General features: G+C 69.4%; 20 protein-coding genes. 10 read left to right on the plus strand and 10 right to left on the minus strand.

Annotation, left to right across the window (positions count from 1 at the left end):
• The first annotated feature begins 53 nt into the window (after positions 1-53).
• The 3 genes from pepN to KW83_RS06725 all read left to right on the plus strand — a co-directional run bounded on the left by pepN (position 54) and on the right by KW83_RS06725 (position 4,323).
• Complete coding sequence (gene pepN / locus KW83_RS06715) at positions 54-2,612, plus strand: aminopeptidase N (protein ID WP_036176504.1); 2,559 nt, start codon at positions 54-56, stop codon at positions 2,610-2,612.
• A gap of 153 nt (positions 2,613-2,765) precedes the next feature.
• Positions 2,766-3,326: a type 1 glutamine amidotransferase domain-containing protein gene (locus KW83_RS06720; RefSeq protein WP_036176507.1), complete on the plus strand. Its 561-nt coding sequence runs from the start codon at positions 2,766-2,768 to the stop codon at positions 3,324-3,326.
• A gap of 127 nt (positions 3,327-3,453) precedes the next feature.
• Positions 3,454-4,323 (plus strand): lysophospholipid acyltransferase family protein, encoded by an 870-nt coding sequence (locus tag KW83_RS06725; protein ID WP_081904506.1) that lies wholly within the window; start codon positions 3,454-3,456, stop codon positions 4,321-4,323.
• On the opposite strand, the gene KW83_RS06730 is transcribed toward KW83_RS06725, so the two are convergent.
• Together KW83_RS06730 and KW83_RS06735 are read right to left on the minus strand one after the other, a co-directional pair.
• Positions 4,317-5,132, minus strand: a complete 816-nt coding sequence (locus tag KW83_RS06730; RefSeq protein ID WP_081904493.1) for a transglycosylase SLT domain-containing protein — start codon at positions 5,130-5,132, stop codon at positions 4,317-4,319. The two genes, KW83_RS06725 and KW83_RS06730, sit on opposite strands and share 7 nt — an antisense overlap.
• Positions 5,133-5,193: 61 nt before the next feature.
• A complete protein-coding gene (locus tag KW83_RS06735) occupies positions 5,194-5,775 on the minus strand; it encodes a transglycosylase SLT domain-containing protein (protein WP_036176513.1) in 582 nt (193 codons plus the stop codon).
• A gap of 160 nt (positions 5,776-5,935) precedes the next feature.
• Here KW83_RS06735 and gatB point away from each other — a divergent pair, with 160 nt between their 5' ends.
• A complete protein-coding gene (gene gatB / locus KW83_RS06740; protein ID WP_036176516.1) occupies positions 5,936-7,450 on the plus strand; it encodes an Asp-tRNA(Asn)/Glu-tRNA(Gln) amidotransferase subunit GatB in 1,515 nt (504 codons plus the stop codon).
• Positions 7,451-7,641: 191 nt separating this feature from the next.
• Here the strand turns inward: gatB and KW83_RS20910 are convergent, their stop codons facing one another.
• Positions 7,642-7,794, minus strand: a complete 153-nt coding sequence (locus tag KW83_RS20910; protein ID WP_161785463.1) for a hypothetical protein — start codon at positions 7,792-7,794, stop codon at positions 7,642-7,644.
• A gap of 326 nt (positions 7,795-8,120) precedes the next feature.
• On the opposite strand from KW83_RS20910, the gene KW83_RS19050 reads away from it, so the two are divergent.
• Complete coding sequence (locus tag KW83_RS19050; protein ID WP_051928328.1) at positions 8,121-8,573, plus strand: hypothetical protein; 453 nt, start codon at positions 8,121-8,123, stop codon at positions 8,571-8,573.
• 18 nt (positions 8,574-8,591) lie between these two features.
• Here KW83_RS19050 and KW83_RS06750 read toward each other — a convergent pair whose 3' ends face one another.
• Positions 8,592-8,858, minus strand: a complete 267-nt coding sequence (locus KW83_RS06750) for a BolA family protein (RefSeq protein ID WP_407667845.1) — start codon at positions 8,856-8,858, stop codon at positions 8,592-8,594.
• A 67-nt stretch (positions 8,859-8,925) separates the two neighbouring features.
• Here KW83_RS06750 and KW83_RS06755 point away from each other — a divergent pair, with 67 nt between their 5' ends.
• Positions 8,926-9,558, plus strand: coding sequence for a DnaJ domain-containing protein (locus tag KW83_RS06755; protein WP_036176522.1), 633 nt, complete (start codon positions 8,926-8,928; stop codon positions 9,556-9,558).
• 44 nt (positions 9,559-9,602) lie between these two features.
• Here the strand turns inward: KW83_RS06755 and msrB are convergent, their stop codons facing one another.
• The 3 genes from msrB to KW83_RS06770 all read right to left on the minus strand — a co-directional run bounded on the left by msrB (position 9,603) and on the right by KW83_RS06770 (position 11,452).
• Positions 9,603-10,088, minus strand: coding sequence for a peptide-methionine (R)-S-oxide reductase MsrB (gene msrB, locus KW83_RS06760; RefSeq protein WP_036176525.1), 486 nt, complete (start codon positions 10,086-10,088; stop codon positions 9,603-9,605).
• 102 nt (positions 10,089-10,190) lie between these two features.
• Positions 10,191-10,907 carry an anti-sigma factor gene (locus tag KW83_RS06765; protein WP_051928329.1) on the minus strand — a complete coding sequence of 239 codons (717 nt, stop codon included), beginning with the start codon at positions 10,905-10,907 and terminating at the stop codon, positions 10,191-10,193.
• Positions 10,904-11,452, minus strand: coding sequence for a sigma-70 family RNA polymerase sigma factor (locus tag KW83_RS06770; protein ID WP_268745533.1), 549 nt, complete (start codon positions 11,450-11,452; stop codon positions 10,904-10,906). Before KW83_RS06770 ends, KW83_RS06765 begins: the two co-directional genes overlap by 4 nt.
• A 165-nt stretch (positions 11,453-11,617) precedes the next feature.
• On the opposite strand from KW83_RS06770, the gene cobS reads away from it, so the two are divergent.
• The 4 genes from cobS to KW83_RS06790 all read left to right on the plus strand — a co-directional run bounded on the left by cobS (position 11,618) and on the right by KW83_RS06790 (position 17,181).
• Positions 11,618-12,604, plus strand: coding sequence for a cobaltochelatase subunit CobS (gene cobS / locus KW83_RS06775; RefSeq protein ID WP_036176528.1), 987 nt, complete (start codon positions 11,618-11,620; stop codon positions 12,602-12,604).
• Between the two features lie 332 nt (positions 12,605-12,936).
• Positions 12,937-14,817 carry a cobaltochelatase subunit CobT gene (gene cobT / locus KW83_RS06780; RefSeq protein ID WP_036176530.1) on the plus strand — a complete coding sequence of 627 codons (1,881 nt, stop codon included), beginning with the start codon at positions 12,937-12,939 and terminating at the stop codon, positions 14,815-14,817.
• A gap of 81 nt (positions 14,818-14,898) precedes the next feature.
• On the plus strand, positions 14,899-16,704 hold the full coding sequence (locus KW83_RS06785; protein WP_036176954.1) for an aminopeptidase P family protein: 1,806 nt from the start codon (positions 14,899-14,901) through the stop codon (positions 16,702-16,704).
• 135 nt (positions 16,705-16,839) lie between these two features.
• Positions 16,840-17,181, plus strand: a complete 342-nt coding sequence (locus KW83_RS06790; RefSeq protein ID WP_036176532.1) for a DUF427 domain-containing protein — start codon at positions 16,840-16,842, stop codon at positions 17,179-17,181.
• Positions 17,182-17,185: 4 nt separating this feature from the next.
• On the opposite strand, the gene KW83_RS06795 is transcribed toward KW83_RS06790, so the two are convergent.
• From KW83_RS06795 to KW83_RS06805, 3 genes are read right to left on the minus strand one after another with little or no spacing between them, the layout of a single operon-like run.
• Positions 17,186-18,490, minus strand: coding sequence for a branched-chain amino acid ABC transporter permease (locus KW83_RS06795; protein WP_036176535.1), 1,305 nt, complete (start codon positions 18,488-18,490; stop codon positions 17,186-17,188).
• The gene (locus tag KW83_RS06800; protein WP_036176538.1) at positions 18,487-19,497 is read right to left on the minus strand and encodes a branched-chain amino acid ABC transporter permease; all 1,011 of its coding nucleotides are present in this window, start codon (positions 19,495-19,497) and stop codon (positions 18,487-18,489) included. The genes KW83_RS06795 and KW83_RS06800 overlap by 4 nt, the downstream gene beginning before the upstream one ends.
• Complete coding sequence (locus KW83_RS06805; protein WP_036176541.1) at positions 19,485-19,934, minus strand: hypothetical protein; 450 nt, start codon at positions 19,932-19,934, stop codon at positions 19,485-19,487. Before KW83_RS06805 ends, KW83_RS06800 begins: the two co-directional genes overlap by 13 nt.
• Positions 19,935-19,938 lie beyond the last annotated feature (4 nt).

Consider the following 19,938-nt stretch of genomic DNA (forward strand, 5'->3'; position numbering starts at 1 on the left):
CCGATAACGTAAGACGGCGGCACAAGGTTCGCCACGACCCCCAGGAGGTTTCGATGAAAGATGCCCAGCCGCGCGCGATCCGCCTGTCGGACTACAGGCCGCCGGCCTATCTGGTCGATCACGTCGATCTGACGTTCCGCCTGCATCCAAAGGCCACGCGCGTGCTGTCGCGCATCGCGTTCCGGCGCAATCCGGACGGTTCGGGCGGCCCCCTGGCGCTGGACGGCGAAGGGCTGCGGCTGATCGGCGCATGGATCGACGGCGCCCCCGTGACGCCCCGCCTGACGGACACGGGCCTGGAGATCGCGGCGCCGGACAGCTTCACCTGGGAGGCGGAGGTGGAGATCGCGCCGGAGGAGAACACCGCGCTCGACGGGCTCTACATGTCGGGCGGGCTCTACTGCACCCAGTGCGAAGCCGAGGGCTTCCGCAAGATCACCTATTATCCCGACCGCCCCGACGTCATGGCGCCCTTCCACGTGCGCATCGACAGCGACCTGCCGGTGCTTTTGTCCAACGGCGACGCGGTCCGGACCGGCGGCGGCCACGCCGTCTGGCACGACCCGTGGAAGAAGCCCGCCTATCTCTTTGCGCTGGTCGCGGGCGATCTGGTCGCCCGGTCGGACCGGTTCACCACCATGGACGGTCGGGACGTCACGCTGAACATCTGGGTCCGCGCCGGGGACCAGGACCGTTGCGCCTACGCCATGGACGCGCTGAAGCGCGCCATGCGCTGGGACGAGACGGAGTACGGCCGCGCCTACGATCTGGACGTGTTCAACATCGTCGCGGTGGACGACTTCAACATGGGGGCGATGGAAAACAAGGGGCTGAACATCTTCAACGCCCGCTACGTCCTCGCCTCGCCGGAAACGGCCACGGATGCCGATTACGCCCGGATCGAGGCGATCGTCGCGCATGAGTATTTCCACAACTGGACCGGCAACCGCATCACCTGCCGCGACTGGTTCCAGCTCTGCCTCAAGGAGGGGCTGACCGTGTTCCGGGACCAGCAGTTCTCCGGGGATGCGCGGTCCGGCGCGGTCAAGCGGATCGAGGACGTGCAGATGCTCCGCGCCCGCCAGTTCCGTGAGGACGCAGGGCCGCTGGCGCATCCGGTGTTGCCGAAATCCTACATAGAGATCAACAACTTCTACACCGCGACGGTTTACGAGAAAGGCGCCGAGATCATCGGCATGCTCAAGCGTCTGATCGGGGACGACGCCTATCGCGCCGGGTGTGACCTCTATTTCCTCCGTCATGACGGGCAGGCCTGCACGATCCAGGACTGGCTGAAGGTGTTCGAGGACACGACCGGCCGGGACCTGGCGCAGTTCGCCCTGTGGTATCACCAGGCCGGAACGCCCAGGGTCCATGTCGCCCACCGGATGGAGGGCGGCACCATGGTGCTGGAGGTCCGCCAGGAGATCCCGGCCACGCCGGGACAGGACGCGAAGGCCCCGCATCTCATCCCCCTGGAGCTTGGCGTGATCGGCGCGGACGGCGCCGAGCTTGTGCCGAGCCAGGTGGTCGAGCTGACGGAGCCGCGCCAGGAATTGCGGCTGGAGGTCGGGGCAGAGGCGGCGGTGCCGTCGGTCCTGCGGGGCTTCTCCGCCCCGGTGATCCTGACCCAGACGCTGTCGCGTGCCGACCGCGCGCTCCTTCTGGCCCATGACACCGATCCGTTCTGCAAATGGGAGCAGGGCCGCATCCTGGCACGCGACTCCCTGCTGGGGATGGTCGCGGACGGAGCCGCCCCGGACCCCGCCCATATCGACGCGCTGGCGCCGGTGCTGACGGATGGCACGCTGGATCCGGCGTTTCGCGCGCTGGTGCTGGGGCTGCCGTCGGCGGACGACCTGGCGCAGGCCCTGTCGGACCGCGGCACCGTCCCCGACCCCGCGGCCATCGACGCGGCCCGGACAGCACTCCAAACCGCCATGGCCGATGAGCTAAAGCCCGTGCTGACCGATCTTTTCGACCGGATGGCCGTCGCCGGCCCCTACAGCCCCGGCGCGGAACCGGCCGGGCGGCGCGCGCTGCGCAACGCCTGCCTGTCGCTGCTGACCCGCCGGGACGGGGGCGCGCGGGCGCGGGCGCAGTTCGCGGCCGCCGACAACATGACCGACAGCATCGCGGCACTTGCCGCCCTTCTGCGCATCGGCGCAGGCGATGACCAGGCCGCGGCCTTCCACGACCGCTGGCAGGGGGACCGGCTGGTGCTGGACAAGTGGTTCTCGCTCCAGATCACCGCGGCGCCGGGCGACACGGGCGCGGCCGTCGCCGCCCGTCTGACCGGCCATCCGGCCTTCGACTGGAAGACCCCGAACCGGTTCCGTGCCGTCATCGGCGCGCTGGGGACCAATCACGCGGCCTTTCACGCCCCCGACGGCAGCGGCTACGATCTGGTCGCGGACTGGCTGATCCGGCTCGATCCGCTGAACCCGCAGACCGCCGCCCGGATGACCACCATGTTCGAGACCTGGCGCCGCTACGATACCGGCCGCCGGGACAGGGCGTCCCGGGCGCTGGAGCGCATCGCCGACACGCCCGGCCTCAGCCGCGACACCGCCGAAATGGTGTCGCGCATCCTTGGCGCCTCCGCGGGCTGAGGCGGAACCGGCGACGCCGGCGCGGGGGACGCTGACCCTACACGGACCCGCGCGCGGCCTGAGACATGCGGCCGCCCCGCGGAACCCGCCGCGCCCCGCGCCGTTTCGCCCCCAGGATCAACCGACATGTTACAGAGTGAAAGGATGCATCCCATGGACCGTATAGACACCGCCAGAATCGCGATCTTCGCCACCGACGGGTTCGAGCAATCCGAACTGACCACGCCCAAGAACGACCTGACCGACGCCGGCGCCACCGTGACCGTCGCCACGCCGGACGGATCCTCCATCAGGGGATGGGACGGCGACGACTGGGGCGACGTCACCGCGGCCGACGCCAGGATCGAGGATATCGACATCGCCGATTTCGACGCGCTCGTGCTGCCGGGCGGCCAGATCAACCCCGACCTGCTGCGCGCCATGCCCGCGGTGGTGGACAAGATCCGCGCCTTCGCGGACAGCGGCAAACCGGTCGCCGCCATCTGCCACGCGCCGTGGCTGCTGATCGAGGCTGGCGTGGTCGAGGGACGGCGCATGACCTCGTTTAACTCGATCCGCACGGATCTGAAGAACGCCGGCGCCGACGTGGTGGACGAAGAGGTGGTGACCGACGGCAACGTCATCACCAGCCGCAACCCCGGCGACCTGCCCGCCTTCGTCAGGGCCATCGTGGACGCCGTGACACGCGCGGCGTCCGAAGGCCGGGCCGCGTGACGGCCGCCCGGGCGGCGATGGGCGGGTCGCTGCCCAGCCGCCCGATTCCGTATGCCGTGCCTTGCCTTTCGGTGGTCCTCGGGCCATTTCAACATGATATGCGTCATGTCCCGAGGCACCCATGGGGATGAAAGAGCGGATAGACGAGCAGATCGTCGAACGGGCCGGATGGCTCGAACGCCCGAATCCGGTGGTTTCCGGCATCCGGGCGGTGCTCAACCGGATGCTCAGCTACGACCGCACCATCGCCCTGGCCCGGGAGATGGAAAGCTGGTCCGGACCCCGGATCATGGACCGGATGGGCCGGATGCTGGCCCAAGAGGTCGAGGTGACCGGCCTGGACCGCATTCCCCGGGCGGGCGGGGCGCTGATCGTGTGCAACCATCCCACCGGCATCGCGGACGGCATCATCCTGTGGTCGCTGCTGGCGCCGATCCGCCCGGATCTTTTCTTCTATGCCAATTCCGACATCCTGCGGGTCGTCCCGCAGCTGGAGTCGATGATCGCGCCGGTCGAATGGCGCCAGGACAAGCGCAGCCATTCCAAAACGCGCGAGACGATGGCCTATACCCGCGAAGCGCTCAGCAACGACCGGCTGGGCATCATCTTCCCTTCCGGCCGCCTGGCCAAGAGGCGCGGTCTGCGCCTGTACGAACGGCCCTGGATGACCTCTGCGGCGATGATCGCGCGCAAGTTCGACGTTCCGGTGATCCCCATCAACATCCGCGCCCGCAACTCCGCGCTGTTCTACATCTTCGACCTGATCCACCCGTCCTTGCGCGACATCACCCTGTTCCATGAGACGTTGAACAAGGCGCGCCAGCCCTACCGCATCAGCGTCGGGGATCCGATCTCGCCCAAGGCGCTGTCGGCGGATGCGGAGGACGCCATCGACGTGATGCGCCGCGCCACCCTGGCGCTGGGCGGACGCCACGCGCCCGAAGTGTCGCTTCTCGACATGACCAAGCGCCCCAGCTGGTCCGCCCGCCCCTACTGACCCCCGGACACAGGGGCCGGGCGTCCCGGATCGTCGCCGAGCACATCGTCGTCGTCCCGCGCGTCCGAGGTCTCTGCCAGGTTCGACGCCGGCGCGCGGCCGCCGCGCAGCCCCGCCTCGGGCCGCTGCAACGGCACCAGCGGCGCGCGGTAGGGGCCGGACACAAGGGTCCGGGGCGCCGGTCGCGGCTGCGGGCGCGGGCTGACGCCGATCTGGCAGTACTCCTGCGACCGCAGCCAGCGCCGCATGTCCTGGCGCTTTTCCGCCGAGCGCATCGGGCCCCAGTCGGCCGAGACCCCGGACCAGCGCGGCTGGCGCGCGTGAATCACCCCGTCGCGGGGCACGGTGCGGGCCATGATGCGGATCGCGCAGGACAGATTGGCGGCGCCGTCCTTCAGCGCCTCTCCGGTTCCGGCGGCGCAGCCGTACTGCCGCGCGGTCGAGGGCAGGATCTGCAGCAGGCCGTACCACAGACCGCCGCCGCCCACGGCGCGGGGCTTCCAGGTGCTTTCGTATTTCGCAAGCGCCGACAGGAACCCGACCCAGAAGGCCCGCCGCTCCGTCCCGGACGCGCGCGGATAGCCGGGACACCAGCGGCGGACATCGCGGGGGGTGTAGTCCACCAGCCTGCGCCCATGGGACTTCAGCGCGGTGAGAGAGGCCCGGCTCCAGTCCTCGCCCTCGGGGCGGAAATCCCAGCGCGTCACCGGGATCGGGTCCGCCACCGGGCGGGGTCTGGGGCGCTGGGGCTCTGCCCAGAGAGGCTGGGCCGCCAGCAGCGCCAGAAGCAGGATGAGGGCGCGTCGCATCCGCGTCAGTAAACCGCCCCCGCGCCTCTGGCGCAACGGCCCGCCCGGCCCCGTCGGCGGATTACGCCTGCGGTCGGCAGTAGGACTGGGACCGTGTCCAGGCCGACATCTCGGCCCGCTTCGCGGCAGAATAGAACGGTCCCCAATCGCGCATCCCCCGGGCGATGGTGCCGCGCTTGGTCACCTGCCGCGCCGCGATCCGCACGCCGCAGCGCAGGTTGGCGATGGGGTTCTTCAGCGCCTCTCCGGACTGCGCTTCGCAATCATAGGCGCGCGCGGTCCGCGGGTCGATCTGCACCAGCCCGTACCACAGCCCGCCGCCGCCCACGGCCTCGGGCCGCCAGGTGCTCTCGTGCTTGGCCAGCGCGGAAAACAGCCCGGCCCAGAACGCGGCGCGGTTCTCTGCCGTCTGGTCTGGGTAGGCGGGGCACCATTCGGCGTAGTCGGCGGGCACCATCGCCGGCAGGCCCGCGCCGAAGGTCTGCAGCGCCTCCATTGTGCTTTCGGTCCAGGGGGCGCTGTCGGGCCGGAAATCCCAGCGCATCACCGGCGGCGTCTCCGGCTCTTCGGGCTGCGCCGCATTGGGGGTAGTGGCGCAGGCCGAAAGGCCAAGAAGGCCCAGGATAAGCAACAGTCGCCGCATTTTCTCACTTGCCGGTTGCGCCGGCTCCGATGCGGCCGGCAGCGGACCCCTAGACCGATTCGCGGCCGACTGGCGAGTCCCCGCCGGCGGAGTCGGCGGCGTTGCGCTCACCCGCGGCCGGGGATAGGACACCGCCACCCGCGAATGAAGGAGTCCGGCCATGCTCGACCTGACCTATGAGCCGCCCGCGCCCAAGGTGATCCAGGGCGCGCGAGACGACTGGGAACTGGTGATCGGGCTGGAAGTCCACGCCCAGGTCGCAAGCGCGGCCAAGCTGTTTTCGGGCGCCTCCACGCTTTTCGGCGCGGAGCCGAACGCCAACGTCGCCTTCGTGGATGCCGGAATGCCCGGCATGTTGCCGGTCATCAACGAGGGCTGCGTGGCGCTGGCGGTCAAGACCGGTCTGGGGCTGAAAGCCGCGATCAACCTGACCTCCGCCTTCGACCGCAAGAACTATTTCTACCCCGATCTGCCGCAGGGCTACCAGATCAGCCAGCTCTACCACCCCATCGTGGGCGAGGGCGAGGTGATCGTGGACATGGCCCCCGGCATCGCCCGCCGGGTGCGGATCGAGCGCATCCACCTGGAGCAGGATGCCGGCAAGTCGATCCACGACATGGACCCCGCCCTGTCCTTCGTGGACCTCAACCGCACCGGGGTGGCGCTGATGGAGATCGTGTCGCGCCCCGACATCCGCGGGCCGGAGGAGGCCGCCGCCTACGTGCTGAAGCTGCGCCAGATCATGCGCTACCTCGGCACCTGCAACGGCGACATGCAGAACGGCAACCTGCGCGCCGACGTGAACGTGTCGGTCTGCCGCCCCGGCGATTACGAGCGCTACCAGGAAAGCGGCGATTTCGCCCATCTGGGCACGCGGTGCGAGATCAAGAACATGAACTCCACCCGGTTCATCCAGGCCGCCATAGAGGTAGAGGCCCGGCGCCAGATCGCCATTCTGGAGGACGGCGGCACGGTGGTGCAGGAGACCCGCCTGTTCGATCCCGACAAGAGCGAAACGCGATCCATGCGCTCCAAGGAAGAGGCGCACGACTACCGCTATTTCCCCGATCCCGACCTGCTGCCGCTGGAGATCGAGCAGGCCTGGGTGGACGACATCGCCACCTCCCTGCCGGAGCTTCCCGACGAGAAGAAGGCGCGCTTCGTGCTCGACTACGGCATGACGGAATACGATGCCGACGTGCTGACGGCCGAGGTCGAGAACGCCGCCTATTTCGAGCAGGTCGCCCAGGTGTCCGGCGATGGCAAGGCCAGCGCCAACTGGGTCATCAACGAGCTTTTCGGGCAGCTCAAGAAGGACGATCGCGACATCGGCGACAGCCCGCTGTCGGCAGCGCAGCTCGGCCGGATCGTGGCGCTGATCAGGGCCGGGGACATCTCCGGCAAGATCGCCAAGGACCTGTTCGAGATCGTCTATCTGGAAGGCGGAGACCCGGAGGCCATCGTCGACGAGCGCGGCATGCGCCAGGTCACCGACACCGGCGCGATAGAGGCGGCGGTGGACGACGTCATCGCCGCCAACCCGGCTCAGGTCGAGAAGGCCCGCGCCAATCCGAAGCTGGCCGGCTGGTTCGTGGGTCAGGTGATGAAGGCCACGGGCGGCAAGGCCAATCCCGCGGCGGTCAACCGGATCGTCCAGGACCGGCTGGGGCTCTGACCCGCCGGGCCGCGGGCCAAAGCGAATTTCCGGGGCGCGCGGCATGTCAGGGCCGGTGGGGCGATCGCGCCACGTAACCCGATGCCGGTCTGCAAGGGGCAAGACCGGCATCGGGCCGCGGAAGGGTCAGTCAGCAGGATGTAGGCTCACCGGCCGCGGCGAAAGAGCGGCCCCGCGGCTGCCGGGCCGGCTCACTCCGCTTCAATCTCGTTGTCGAACCCGTCGCTGGGATTTTCGATGGTTTCCGGCTCATCGACCGAGGTGATCTCCCTGGCGGTCGGCCCGCCGGTCTGGCAGGCGGCGAGGAACACGAGAAGGGCTGAGAAGGCGGTGATACGGGTCATGTGGTCTCCTTGAAGATCGGTGAGGTGAAAGGTCCGCAAGAGAAAGGCCAATCGTGGATCGGTGCGACGGGTCCGCGCCGGCGGACGGCACGGGGTTGCCGGGACGGGAACCTGCGGGGCAGGTTCACCATTGCCCACGTCCCGAACCGGCTGTGAAAGCGGACGGACATGGCGCCGCGTCCGCGTTCTGCGCCCCGGAACTCCGAGGCAACGGCGGAACCCGCCGGGGGTTCCCGCCGCCGGGCGAAAAACCGCGCCGCCCCCGGCTTGCGCAGGTCCGGTCCCTTGACCTAGAGATCGGCGGGCCGATCCAGAGAGAACGCCCCATGTCCCACTACGAATATCGTGTCGTGCCGGCCCCCGCTTCCGTGCCCCGCATCAAGGGGGCCAGGACGCCGGAGGATCGCTTTGCCCAATCCATGGCGCAGATCCTGAACGCCGAAGGGCTGGCGGGCTGGGAATTCCAGCGCTCCGAAAGCCTGACGGCGGAGGTCCGGCGCGGCTGGCTGGGCAAGCGGTCGCCGGAGACGCTGGCGGTGCTGATCTTCCGCCGCTGGATCGACACGGGAACGGGGGACGCATGGGACGACAGCGCCGCCGCGCCGGACGACACCGCCCCCCTCCGGCCGGAGCCCGGCGTCGCGCAGCCGCGACCGTCCGCGTCCGAAACGGCCCGTGGCGATCCCGTGGATGCGCCGGGCCAGACCGGCCCGCGCCTGTCGGCCCGGCGGGAGGGAGACGGCCGGCTCCGGCCCCTGCCCGGGACCTCGCGCGACTGAGGGCGCTATGCCGCGCCGTCAGCCGTCCGCGTCGATCGCCAGGGCGTGGATCCGGTCCATCAACCCCTGTCCCAGCGCGTCATGCACGGCCCGGTGGCGCGCGATACGCGACATATCGCCCAGTTCTCCGGCACGGATGCGCACGGCGAAATGGCTCTGCCCCCCGTCCGGGGCCCCGGCGTGACCCGCATGGAGCGCGGACTCGTCCTCGACGGCCAGTTCGCGCGGGGCGAACCGGGTCTCCAGCCGCGATTTGATCTCTTCGGCAACACGCATTAGAAGCATCTCCCTCTTCACCTCTCGCGGTGGACCTCTAAACTCTCGTCTCCGAGTCGGAAAGGAGCACTGCCCCATGCCGAAAAGCGACCCATTCGGATTCGACATGCGCGTGTCGTCGGCGAAAAAGAAAAACCCGCGCGGCAAGCGGGGCATGTCCGGCGCGTTCGAGACCTCGACGCGGGTCTGCGAACATCCCGGCTGCGCCGAAAAGGGTCTCTACCGGGCGCCCCGCTCACCCGATCACCTGGATGAGTACCTGTGGTTCTGCAAGGATCACGTCAGAGAGTACAATCTGAAGTGGAACTTCTTCAACGGCCAGACCGAGGAGGAATTCGACGAGCAGATCTCCAAGGACAAGGTCTGGGGCCGCGACACCAAGCCCTGGCGGTCCGAGGAGCAGCGCGCCTGGGCGCGGCTGGGCGTGGACGACCCGCATCAGGTGCTGGGCAACAACGCCACCCGCAACCCCGGCAAGTCCGAGACCGGCGGCACGACCCGCCGACTGCCCCCGACAGAGCGCCGCGCGATCGAGATCCTGGATGCGCGCGACCACTGGACCAAGGCGGAAATCCGCAAGGCCTACAAGGCTTTGATCAAGGTTCTTCACCCCGACATGAACGGCGGCGACCGCGGTCACGAGGAACAGCTGTCAGAGGTGGTCTGGGCCTGGGATCAGATCAAGGACAGCCGTCACTTCACCGGCTGACGCGTCGGGCGCGCACCTTGCGGCCGCGCCCGGTCAGGTCCGCTCTAGCCGACGACCTTCGCGCCCCCGGCGGAGGGGGCGAAGTACATCGCCACGCCGTTCATGCACCATCTCTGTCCGGTGGGCTCCGGCCCGTCCTGGAACACATGACCCATGTGACTGCCGCAGCGGTCGCAATGGACCTCCGTGCGCGTGCCGAACAGCCCCGGGTCGGGCTTGGTGCCCACGGCATCCTCAAGCGGCGCCCAGAAGGACGGCCAGCCGGTGCCGGACTTGAACTTGGTGTCCGACGGGTAGAGCGCCTGATCGCAGCCCTTGCAGTGATACGTTCCCTTGTCCGTGATCGCGTTCAGCGGTGAGCTGAACGCCCGTTCGGTGCCCTCGTCCCGCATCACCCGGTATTCGGCGTCGGTCAGCATCGCCCGCCATTCCTTGCGCGAGCGGGTCACCTCGAACGCCTCTGCGGCGCGGGCGGCGCCGGGCAGCAGGGCGGCCATGGCGCCGGCGGTCAGGAAAGCCCTTCGGTACATCGGTCGTCCTCCGGTTTGGATCTTCGGTGGATACAGTAACCCGCAGGGCCGGCGGGGCGACAGCGGCATGGCGCAGACGTGATCGACGTGTCAGGCGTCTTCTCAGGCGTCTTCCACCGCGCCGACCGCCAGGATCGGACCCGAAGGCGCGGCATCCGGAGAGCCGCCGGGCGGTTCGTCCGAAATCGCCAGCGTCCCGGTGGGAATGGCGCCGGCGAGATCGTCCGGCACGTCCACCTCGACCTCCCGGCCCTCGGGCAGCACGCCCAGAGATACCGGGCCTTCCGCGCCCTCCGCGATCAGCCACAGCTCCAGCACCCGTCCCGGCGCCGGGCCGCCCGCCTGGCGCAGCACGGTGATCGCGTTGTCGCGCGGATCGAAACGGGCCTGCACCACCAGGTCCGAGTCCTCTCCCTGCAACTGCGCGGCATAAAGCGGCCCCGAATAGGGCGGCTCGATCCGCGGCAGGGCCACGGTCAGAAACAGGACCGCCGCGCCCGCCGCCAACAGCCCGCCCAGACCGCCGGCGAACAGCCGCCCCAGCACCGAACCGCGCCGCCGCCGCTCATTGTGGCGCGCGTCGGCCACGGCCTGTCTCAGCGCCGCGCGGATGCCGGCGGGCGGATCGACGGGCGCGACCGTGTCGGCCAGCTGCGCGAACCGCTCGCTCCACTGTGCGACAAGAGCGCGGAACGCGCCATCGACGGCCAGCCGGTCCTCTGCCGCCCTGCGCGCCTCTGGCGGCAGCAGGTGGAGGACATATTCGCCCGCCAGCACCGCATCGCTCCCGAAGGGTCCGTCGATCGTCCCGTCGCTCATCCGCCCAGGCACTCCCTCAGCTTGATCAGGCTCCGCCGGAGCCATGTTCGCATCGTGTTCAGCGGCACGGCGAACCGGTCCGACAGGTCCTGATAGGACTGGCCGTCCAGATACGCACCCCGCACGGCGGCGGCGCGGTCGTCGTCCAGCTCATCCAGGCAGCGGGCGATCTCCCGCGCCTGGGAGGCGGCGATGGCCTGCGCCTCCGGGCCGGGCGCCTTGTCCTCAAGCCCGCCCACGGCATCGGCATCCTCATGGACCACCTTGCGCGCGCGCAGCCGGTCGATCGCCGTGTTCCGGGCGATGGTGATGAGCCACGTCATCGGGCTGAGCCCGTTCGCGGAATAGCGCCCGGCATTGCGCCAGACCTTCACGAAAACCTCCTGCAAGACCTCTTCCGCATCGGGCCTGCTGTCCAACACACGCAGGCAGACGCCGAACAGTTTCGCCGATGTCGCGTCGTAGAGAGCAAGGAAAGCGTCCCGATCCTGTTGCGCGGTGCGGGCGATCATCGCCTCGATATCGTCTCTGGTGGTGGTCGCCAACGGCGTCGCTCCGGATCTGGGGACGGTCACTGACCGCGGTTAGACCAAACCGGCGCTGTTCTGGCCAGACGGAAAAGGCCTTTCCCTTGCGGGCGGGGGCCATATGTTGCACGACGCCTGCGACACGCGACCCCCGCCCCGGCGCGGAGAAAGAAGGACCCAGACATGGCCGACGGCAGCCTCGACATCCAAGCCAAGCCGAACCGCAAGGTCTCGGTGCGCGAGACCTTCGGCATCGACAGCGACATGGTGGTGCACGGCTTCGCCGATCGCTCGGAGCGGGTGCCGGAACGCGACCCGACCTATCGCTTCGACGCCGACACGACGCTGGCGATCCTGGCCGGGTTCGAGCACAACCGCCGCGTCATGATCCAGGGCTACCACGGCACCGGCAAGTCCACCCATATCGAGCAGGTGGCCGCGCAGCTGAACTGGCCCTGCGTGCGCGTGAACCTCGACAGCCACATCAGCCGGATCGACCTGATCGGCAAGGATGCGATCAAGTTGAGGGACGGGGTGCAGGTCACGGAATTCCAGGAAGGAATCCTGCCCTGGGCGCTGAGCAACCCGACCGCCATCGTGTTCGACGAATACGACGCGGGCCGCGCCGACGTGATGTTCGTGATCCAGCGGGTGCTGGAGGTGGACGGCAAGCTGACGCTCCTGGACCAGAACAAGGTGATCCATCCGCATCCCTATTTCCGCCTCTTCGCCACGTCGAACACCGTGGGGCTGGGCGACACGACCGGACTCTATCACGGCACCCAGCAGATCAACCAGGGCCAGATGGACCGCTGGTCGCTGGTGGCGACGCTGAACTACCTGGAGCATGACGCGGAGGCGCGGATCGTGCTGTCGAAGATGCCCGGCTACGACACCGACACGGGGCGCCGGACCATCAACCAGATGGTGACCGTGGCCGATCTGACCCGCACCGCCTTCATGAACGGTGAGCTGAGCACCGTGATGAGTCCCCGGACCGTGATCGCCTGGGCCCAGAACGCCGAGATCTTCGGCAATGTCGGCTACGCCTTCCGGCTGAGCTTTCTCAACAAGTGCGACGAGCTTGAGCGCGAGACCGTGGCCGAGTTCTACCAGCGCTGCTTTGACGAGGAACTGCCCGAAAGTGCCGCCAGCGTCAGCCTGGGCTGACCTGCGCGCGGCGCGTTAGGGCCGCCGAAAGGCGCGCCGGGGCATCACCCCCCGGCGCGCGACAGGACGACGACAGGGATCAGGGGCCACCTCCGGCCTGGCAATCGGAGGGGGTGGCCGCAACGGTCTCACCGGTGAGAGAAACGGCCCGGGGGTGACGCCCCGCCGCAGCATCCCTGCCCCGACCGGGTGGCGCCACCAATCGTCCCCATCACGGACATCCGCCGTCCCCCGGCCCGCCTTGCGGGGCTCCGGGGCGAAAGGCGTGGCGGCGGCCGGCAACATCGCCCGGCCCCATTGTGCCTGCCGTCCCAGCGGCTAGATTGCACCCCATGGCGAACAAGACCGAAAATCCGGCCGATCCGTTCAAGAAGGCCCTGGCAGAGGCGACGCGCACGCTCGCCAACGACCCGGAGATGGGCGTGACCTATTCGGTCGATCCGCCGGGGATTTCCAACGACGGGCTGCGCCTGCCGCAGGTCAGCCGCCGCATGACCCGCGACGAGGTCATGCTGGCGCGCGGCACCGCCGACAGCTACGCGCTGCGCCGCCGGTTCCACGACGGCGCGACGAACCGCCGCTACGCCCCGGAGGGCGATCTGGCGCGGGAGATCTTCGAGGCGATGGAACACGCCCGCTGCGAGGCGATCGGCGCCCGCGCCATGCCCGGCACCGCGTCCAACATCGACACGCGGATCGAGGCGGATGCCGCGCGCAAGGGCTACAAGTCGCTGGTCGCCAAGGAAGAGGTGCCGCTGTCGGTCGCCGCGGGCTACCTGGTGCGTCAGATGGCCACCGGCCGCGACCTGCCGGAAGGCGCCGACGTGGCCGCGAACCTGTGGCGCGCGCATTTCGAGGATCAGGCCGGGGCGACCCTGGGCGAGCTGGACGACGCGCTGTCCGACCAGGCCCGGTTCGCGCGGATGGCGCGGCAGGTGATCGACGATCTGGGCTACGGCGACCAGCTGGGCGACGATCCCGACGGCGACCCGGACGAGGAGGGCGACGACCAGGAGGCCGATGCCGCGGAGGAGGACCAGCCCGATTCGACCGGCGGCGACCAGGAGGACAGCGACGAACAGGAGGCCGCGCCCGACCAGAGCCAGGAGACCCAGACCGACGCGGCCGAGGCGCAGGTCTCCATGGACGACATGGCCGATGCCGCCGAGGGCGAAGAGAGCGACCTGCCCGACGGCGACGCGCCCCTGGAGCCGCCGCCGCCCCCCGCCGTGAGCGAGGCCGACAGCAACTACAAGGTGTTCCTGCAGCAGCACGACGAGATCATCCGCGCCGAGGAGCTGGCCGAACCGGCCGAGCTGGAGCGGCTGCGCGCCTATCTCGACAAGCAGCTGGAGCCGCTGAAGGGCGCGGTGTCGCGCCTGGCCAACAAGCTGCAGCGCCGTCTCCAGGCCAAGCAGAACCGGTCCTGGGAGTTCGACCGCGACGAGGGGCTGCTGGATGCCGGGCGGCTGGCGCGGGTGGTGGCGTCGCCGACGACGCCGCTCAGCTACAAGGTCGAGAAGGACACCGAGTTCCGCGATACCGTGGTCACGCTGCTGCTGGACAACTCCGGCTCGATGCGGGGGCGGCCGATCAGCATCGCCGCGATCTGCGCCGACGTGCTGTCCCAGACGCTGGAACGCTGCGACGTCAAGACCGAGATCCTGGGCTTCACCACCCGCGCCTGGAAGGGCGGCCAGAGCCGGGAGGCGTGGCTGGCCGCCGGCCGCCCGCAGTTGCCGGGCCGGCTGAACGACCTGCGCCACATCATCTACAAGTCCGCCGACGCGCCCTGGCGCCGCGCGCGCGCGAACCTGGGGCTGATGATGAAGGAGGGTCTGCTGAAGGAGAACATCGACGGCGAGGCGCTGGAATGGGCCTACCGGCGCATCGCCGCACGGCCGGAGCAGCGCAAGATCCTGATGGTGATCTCTGACGGGGCGCCGGTGGACGACAGCACCCTGTCGGTGAACCCGGCGAATTACCTCGAAAAGCACCTGCGCGACGTGATCGCCATGGTCGAGAAGAGGCGCGCCGTGGAACTCTGCGCGATCGGCATCGGCCACGACGTGACGCGGTACTACGACCGGGCGGTGACGATCACCGATGCCGACCAGCTGGCCGGCGCGATCACCGAACAGCTGGCGAGCCTCTTCGACATCGACCGCCGCAAGCGCGCGCGGATGCTGGGCAGGCCGGGCCGCGCGGCCTGACGGCGCGCAAGAAGGGGGCGCTGCCCCCGTCGCCTGCGGCGACTCCCCCGGGATATTTCGGGAAAGATGAAGGGCGGGGCCATGTTCCAGAGCTTTGAGACGGCGGGCGAGCGGGATGCGGGGCCCGGACGGCTGATGCAGTTGCGCGCCGCCATGGCCGCGGCGCGGCTCGACGCGTTTCTGGTGCCCCGCGCCGATGCGCATCAGGGCGAGTATGTGGCCGAGCGCGACGCACGGCTGCGCTGGCTGACGGGCTTCACCGGATCGGCGGGGATGGCCGTGGTGACCGCGCAGGCGGCGGCGATCTTCGTGGACGGGCGCTACGGCGTGCAGGTCCGCGCGGAGGTGGCGCCCTGCTTCGAACCGCAGCAGGTGCCCGGGCGCAAGGTTTCCGACTGGCTGGCCGGCCGGCTGGGACAGGGGGCGCGCGTCGGCTTCGATCCGTGGCTGCACACCCGGTCCGACATCGACGGGCTGCGCGACCGTCTGGGCGCCGGGATCGGCGTGGTGCCCGTGACGCCCAATCCGGTGGACGGGATCTGGACCGACCGCCCCGCCCCGCCCCGGGGTCCGGTCCGCGCCTTTCCCGAAGCCATCGCCGGGGCCACACGGGCGGAGAAGATCGCCGGCATCTGCGCGGCGATGAAAGCGGAGGGACAGGCCTTTGCCGCGCTCAGCGTGCCGGATTCGATCTGCTGGCTGCTGAACATCCGCGGAGCGGACATTCCCCGCACCCCCGTCGTCCACGCCTTCGCCCTGATCGAGACCGCCACCGGCGCCGTGACGCTCTTTGCCGATCGAGCCAAGTTCCGCGACATGGACCCCGGCGTGCCGGTGCTGCCGCAGGAAGCCATCGTCCAGGCGCTGTCCCAACTCTCCGGGCCCGTGCGCGTGGACCGCGACACCGCCCCCTTCGCCTTTGGCGACATGCTGGAGGAGAGCGGGGTGGAGATCGCCTGGGCGCCCGATCCCTGCATCCTGCCCAAGGCGCGCAAGACCGGCGCGGAGATCGCGGCGACCCGCGCCGCGCATCTCCGCGACGGGGCGGCCATGGCGCGGTTCCTGCACTGGCTGGCGGGCGCGGAGGCGCGCGTGCTGGCCGGCGACCGGGTGACCGAGATCGACGTGGTCACGGCGCTGGAGGGGTTCCGGCACGAGACCGGCGCGCTGCAGGACATCTCGTTCGAGACCATCGCCGGCAGCGGTCCCCATGGGGCCATCGTCCATTACCGGGTGACGCGGCGGACCGACCGGGCGCTGGCGGCCAGAGAGCTGCTGCTGGTCGATTCGGGCGCCCAGTACGAGGACGGGACCACCGACATCACCCGCACCGTGGCCATCGGCGCGCCCGGCGCCGAGGAAATCGCCTGTTTCACGCGCGTGTTGCAGGGGATGATCGCGCTGTCCCGCGCGCGCTGGCCCGAGGGGCTGGCCGGCCGCGACCTGGATGCGCTGGCGCGGGCGGCGCTGTGGCGGGCGGGACAGGACTACGACCACGGCACCGGCCACGGGGTCGGCGTGAACCTGTCGGTCCACGAGGGGCCGCAGCGGATCTCTCGCCAGTCGGCCACGCCGCTTGAACCGGGCATGATCCTGTCGAACGAGCCCGGCTACTACCGCGAGGGGGCGTTCGGCATCCGCATCGAGAACCTGGTCGCGGTCGCGCGCGCGGCGCCCCCCCCGGGCGGCGATCCGGACCGCGAGATGCTGGAGTTCGAGACGCTGAGCTTCGCACCCATCGACCGGCGGCTGATCGACACGGACGCGCTCTGCGCCTCGGAACGCCGCTGGCTCGACGGCTATCACGCCGCCGTGGCGGCGCGGATCGGTCCGCTGGTCCCCGCGGAGGTCGCGGCCTGGCTCCGGGACGTGACCCGGCCCCTGTGACACGCGCCCCCGGTTGGGCGCGTCCCCGGTGACGGGCGCCCCGCAAAGCGCCTGTCGCAATTGCCTGCGACGCGCGACCTGCTACAGTCCACCGACCGGGCCCGGATCGGCGGCCCGCGACCGGGGGAGAACACCATGGCGGAAAAGATCACCATCGAAGAGGCCGACGGCACCTGGGTCGTGCGGGCCGGCGGCGCGGTCATCGGCGAAAGCGCCGCGGCGCTGCGGCTGATCGAGGACGGCCATGACGACGTCATCTACTTTCCGCGCGGCGATGTGGCGATGGCCTTCCTGGACCCCTCGGACACCACGACGGAGTGCCCGCACAAGGGAACGGCCAGCTATTTCAGCATCCAGACCAAATCGGTGACGCTGAAGGACGCGGCCTGGAGCTACGAGCAGCCCAAGGCCGGCGTGGGCCGGATCGAACGCTGCCTGGCATTCCAGGGCGACACGGTGACGGTCGAGCAGGTCTGAGCGGTCATTTCTCCGGGATCAGCCCGCGCGGACTGAACCGCAGCACCAGCAGCAGAACCACGCCCATGGTCAGCAGCCGCATATGCGCGACCGAGTCGAGCAGATGCGATTTCAGCGGCGAGGCGTCGGACATGCCGGACGTGGCCAGCGACATGACCAGCTGGCCCAGAGGCTCGACCTGGACCCAGAGAAACCAGATCAGGAACCCGCCCAGCACGGCCCCCAGGTTCGAGCCCGACCCGCCGACGATCACCATCACCCAGATCAGGAAGGTGTAGCGCAGCGGCTGGTAGGTGGTCGGGGTCAGCTGCCCGTCCAGTGTGGTCATCATCGCGCCGGCCAGCCCGCAGACGGCGGAGCCCAGGACGAACACCTGCAGATGGCGGCGGGTGACGTCCTTGCCCATGGCGCGGGCGGCAACCTCATTGTCGCGGATCGCGCGCATCATCCGGCCCCAGGGGCTGTGTAGCGCCAGTTGCGCCAGGACGAAGACGATCGCCAGAACCACGGCGAAAAGCCCGCCATAGAGCAGCTTGACCCAGAGGCCGGAGGCGGTGACGGGGTCGATCCCCAGCGCATCGGCACGCTCCACGAAGGCGGAGGAGCGCTGCAGGTCGATTTCGTAGGGGACGGGGCGCGGCAGTCCGATGACGTTCTTGACGCCGCGGGCCAGCCAATCCTCGTTCTTCATGACGGCGATGACGATCTCGGCGATGCCGAGGGTGGCGATGGCCAGATAGTCGGACCGCAACCCCAGCGCCGTCTTGCCGATGACCCAGGCGGCCCCCGCGGCCAGCAATCCGCCCGCGGGCCAGGCCAGCAGGATCGGCAGTCCCAGCCCGCCCAGATAGCCGGTGGTCGAGGCGTCCACCGACTCCACCGCCGCGACGCCCGGATCGAGCACCGCGCGGAACAGCACGAACCCCAGGATCAGGATCGCCACCATGGCCACCGCCCGCACCCGGCCCGGCGCCAGCAGGCGCCAGGCGGCAATGGCCGCCGCGATGCTGACGGCCCCCAGCGCCAGCCCCGCCAGGATGCGCAGCCCGCCGGCCGACCAGGCCGCCCCCACCGGCGGCATGGAGACCAGCACCGACGCCAGACCGCCCAGCGCCACGAACCCCATGACACCGACGTTGAAGAGCCCGGCAAAACCCCATTGCAGGTTCACCCCCAGCGCCATGATCGCCGAGACCAGCCCGAAGTTCAGGATGAACAGAGCCGAGTTCCAGCTTTGCAGCACGCCCGTGCCCAGGATCAGCAGCGCCACGATGCCGAAAAGGCCGGCGTTGCGGACGGGTTCGCTCATACCGATTTCCCCCTGAAAAGGCCGGTCGGGCGGAACAGCAGCACCACCACCAGGATCATGAAGCTGACCGCGAACTTGTAGTCGGTGGACAGCAGCTGGACCAGGCCATCCGGCTCCCACCCGTCGGGCGTCAGATAGCCCAGCACCTTCTTCCAGGCGTAGGTGACCGTGACCTCTGAAAAGGCGATGACGAAGCCGCCGGCGATGGCGCCCAGCGGGCTGCCGAGCCCGCCGACGATGGCGGCGGCGAAGATCGGCAGCAGAAGCTGGAAGTAGGTGAAGGGCTTGAACGACTTGTCGAGCCCGTAGAGCACCCCCGCGATGGTGGCGAGTCCCGCGACCAGCAGCCATGTGACGGTGACCACCCGCTCGGGCGAGATCCCCGAAAGCAGGGCAAGGTCCTCGTTGTCGGAAAAGGCGCGCATGGACTTGCCGGTGCGGGTGCGGTTGAGGAACCAGAAGAGCGCGGCCACCACGATCACCGCGGTGACGACGGTGACGGCCTGCGTCGTGCGGATCGCCAGCCCCTCCTCAAGCCCCGTGGCCTTGCGGAAGTCGCCGACCGAGATCAGGAACCGCGCCCCGTCCGCGAAACGCTGGTCGTCGGGTCCGATGACGATCCGGGTGATGCCGTTGTAGATGAACATCACCCCCATGGAGACGATCACCAGGATCACCGGATTGGCCTTTTGCGCGCGGTAGAAGCGATAGACCAGCCGGTCGGTGCCCAGGAGCAGCAGCGCGCAGCCGGCGATCCCGAAGGGCAGCGCCAGTAGCGCGGTGGGCACGGGGCCGAGGCTCAGCCCCATGGACTGGAACCACCACGTGAACAGCACCGTGACCATGGTGCCGATGGCCATGGTGTCGCCATGCGCGAAGTTCGAGAACCGCAGGATCCCGTAGACCAGCGTCACGCCCAGCGCACCCAGCGCCAGCTGGCTGCCATAGGCGATGGCCGGGATCAGGACGAAATTGGACAGCGCCACGACGGCGTTCAGAAGGTCCATACGGCGGGCTCCGTTCCGTTCATGGAGAGCAGGTCGGGCGCGGTCTCAGCGCAGCTGCCCGTCCAGTGCGGCTGGTCGAGCCCGCCCGGCTGCGACCAGTCGGGCACTTTCAGAAGGCTAAGATCGGATCTTTCGATTGCATATTCCATCGTATCGAACGGAGCGCCGGACCCAAGATAGTCGACAAAGGCGTATTGGCGTTCGTGGGGCACATAGGTGATCCGTCTCAGCCGCTCTTTCCGAATGACAAGGGTCGCGGTCGCGCCCCCTTCCCTCAGCGAGAACCGATGCGTTTCGGGTGCGATCGGAACGCAGTTTGCCCCCAGGATGCGCCCGTCGCACCGCGCCGTGACGGTGCAGTTCAAGGTTGTCATATCGGCCTGTGCCGTCGATGACAGGGCGAGCGTGAAGGCCAGCAGGGGAAGCCACCGGATCATTCCG

The organism is Palleronia rufa, assembly GCF_000743715.1.
GTDB classification, from domain to species: Bacteria; Pseudomonadota; Alphaproteobacteria; order Rhodobacterales; family Rhodobacteraceae; genus Palleronia; species Palleronia rufa.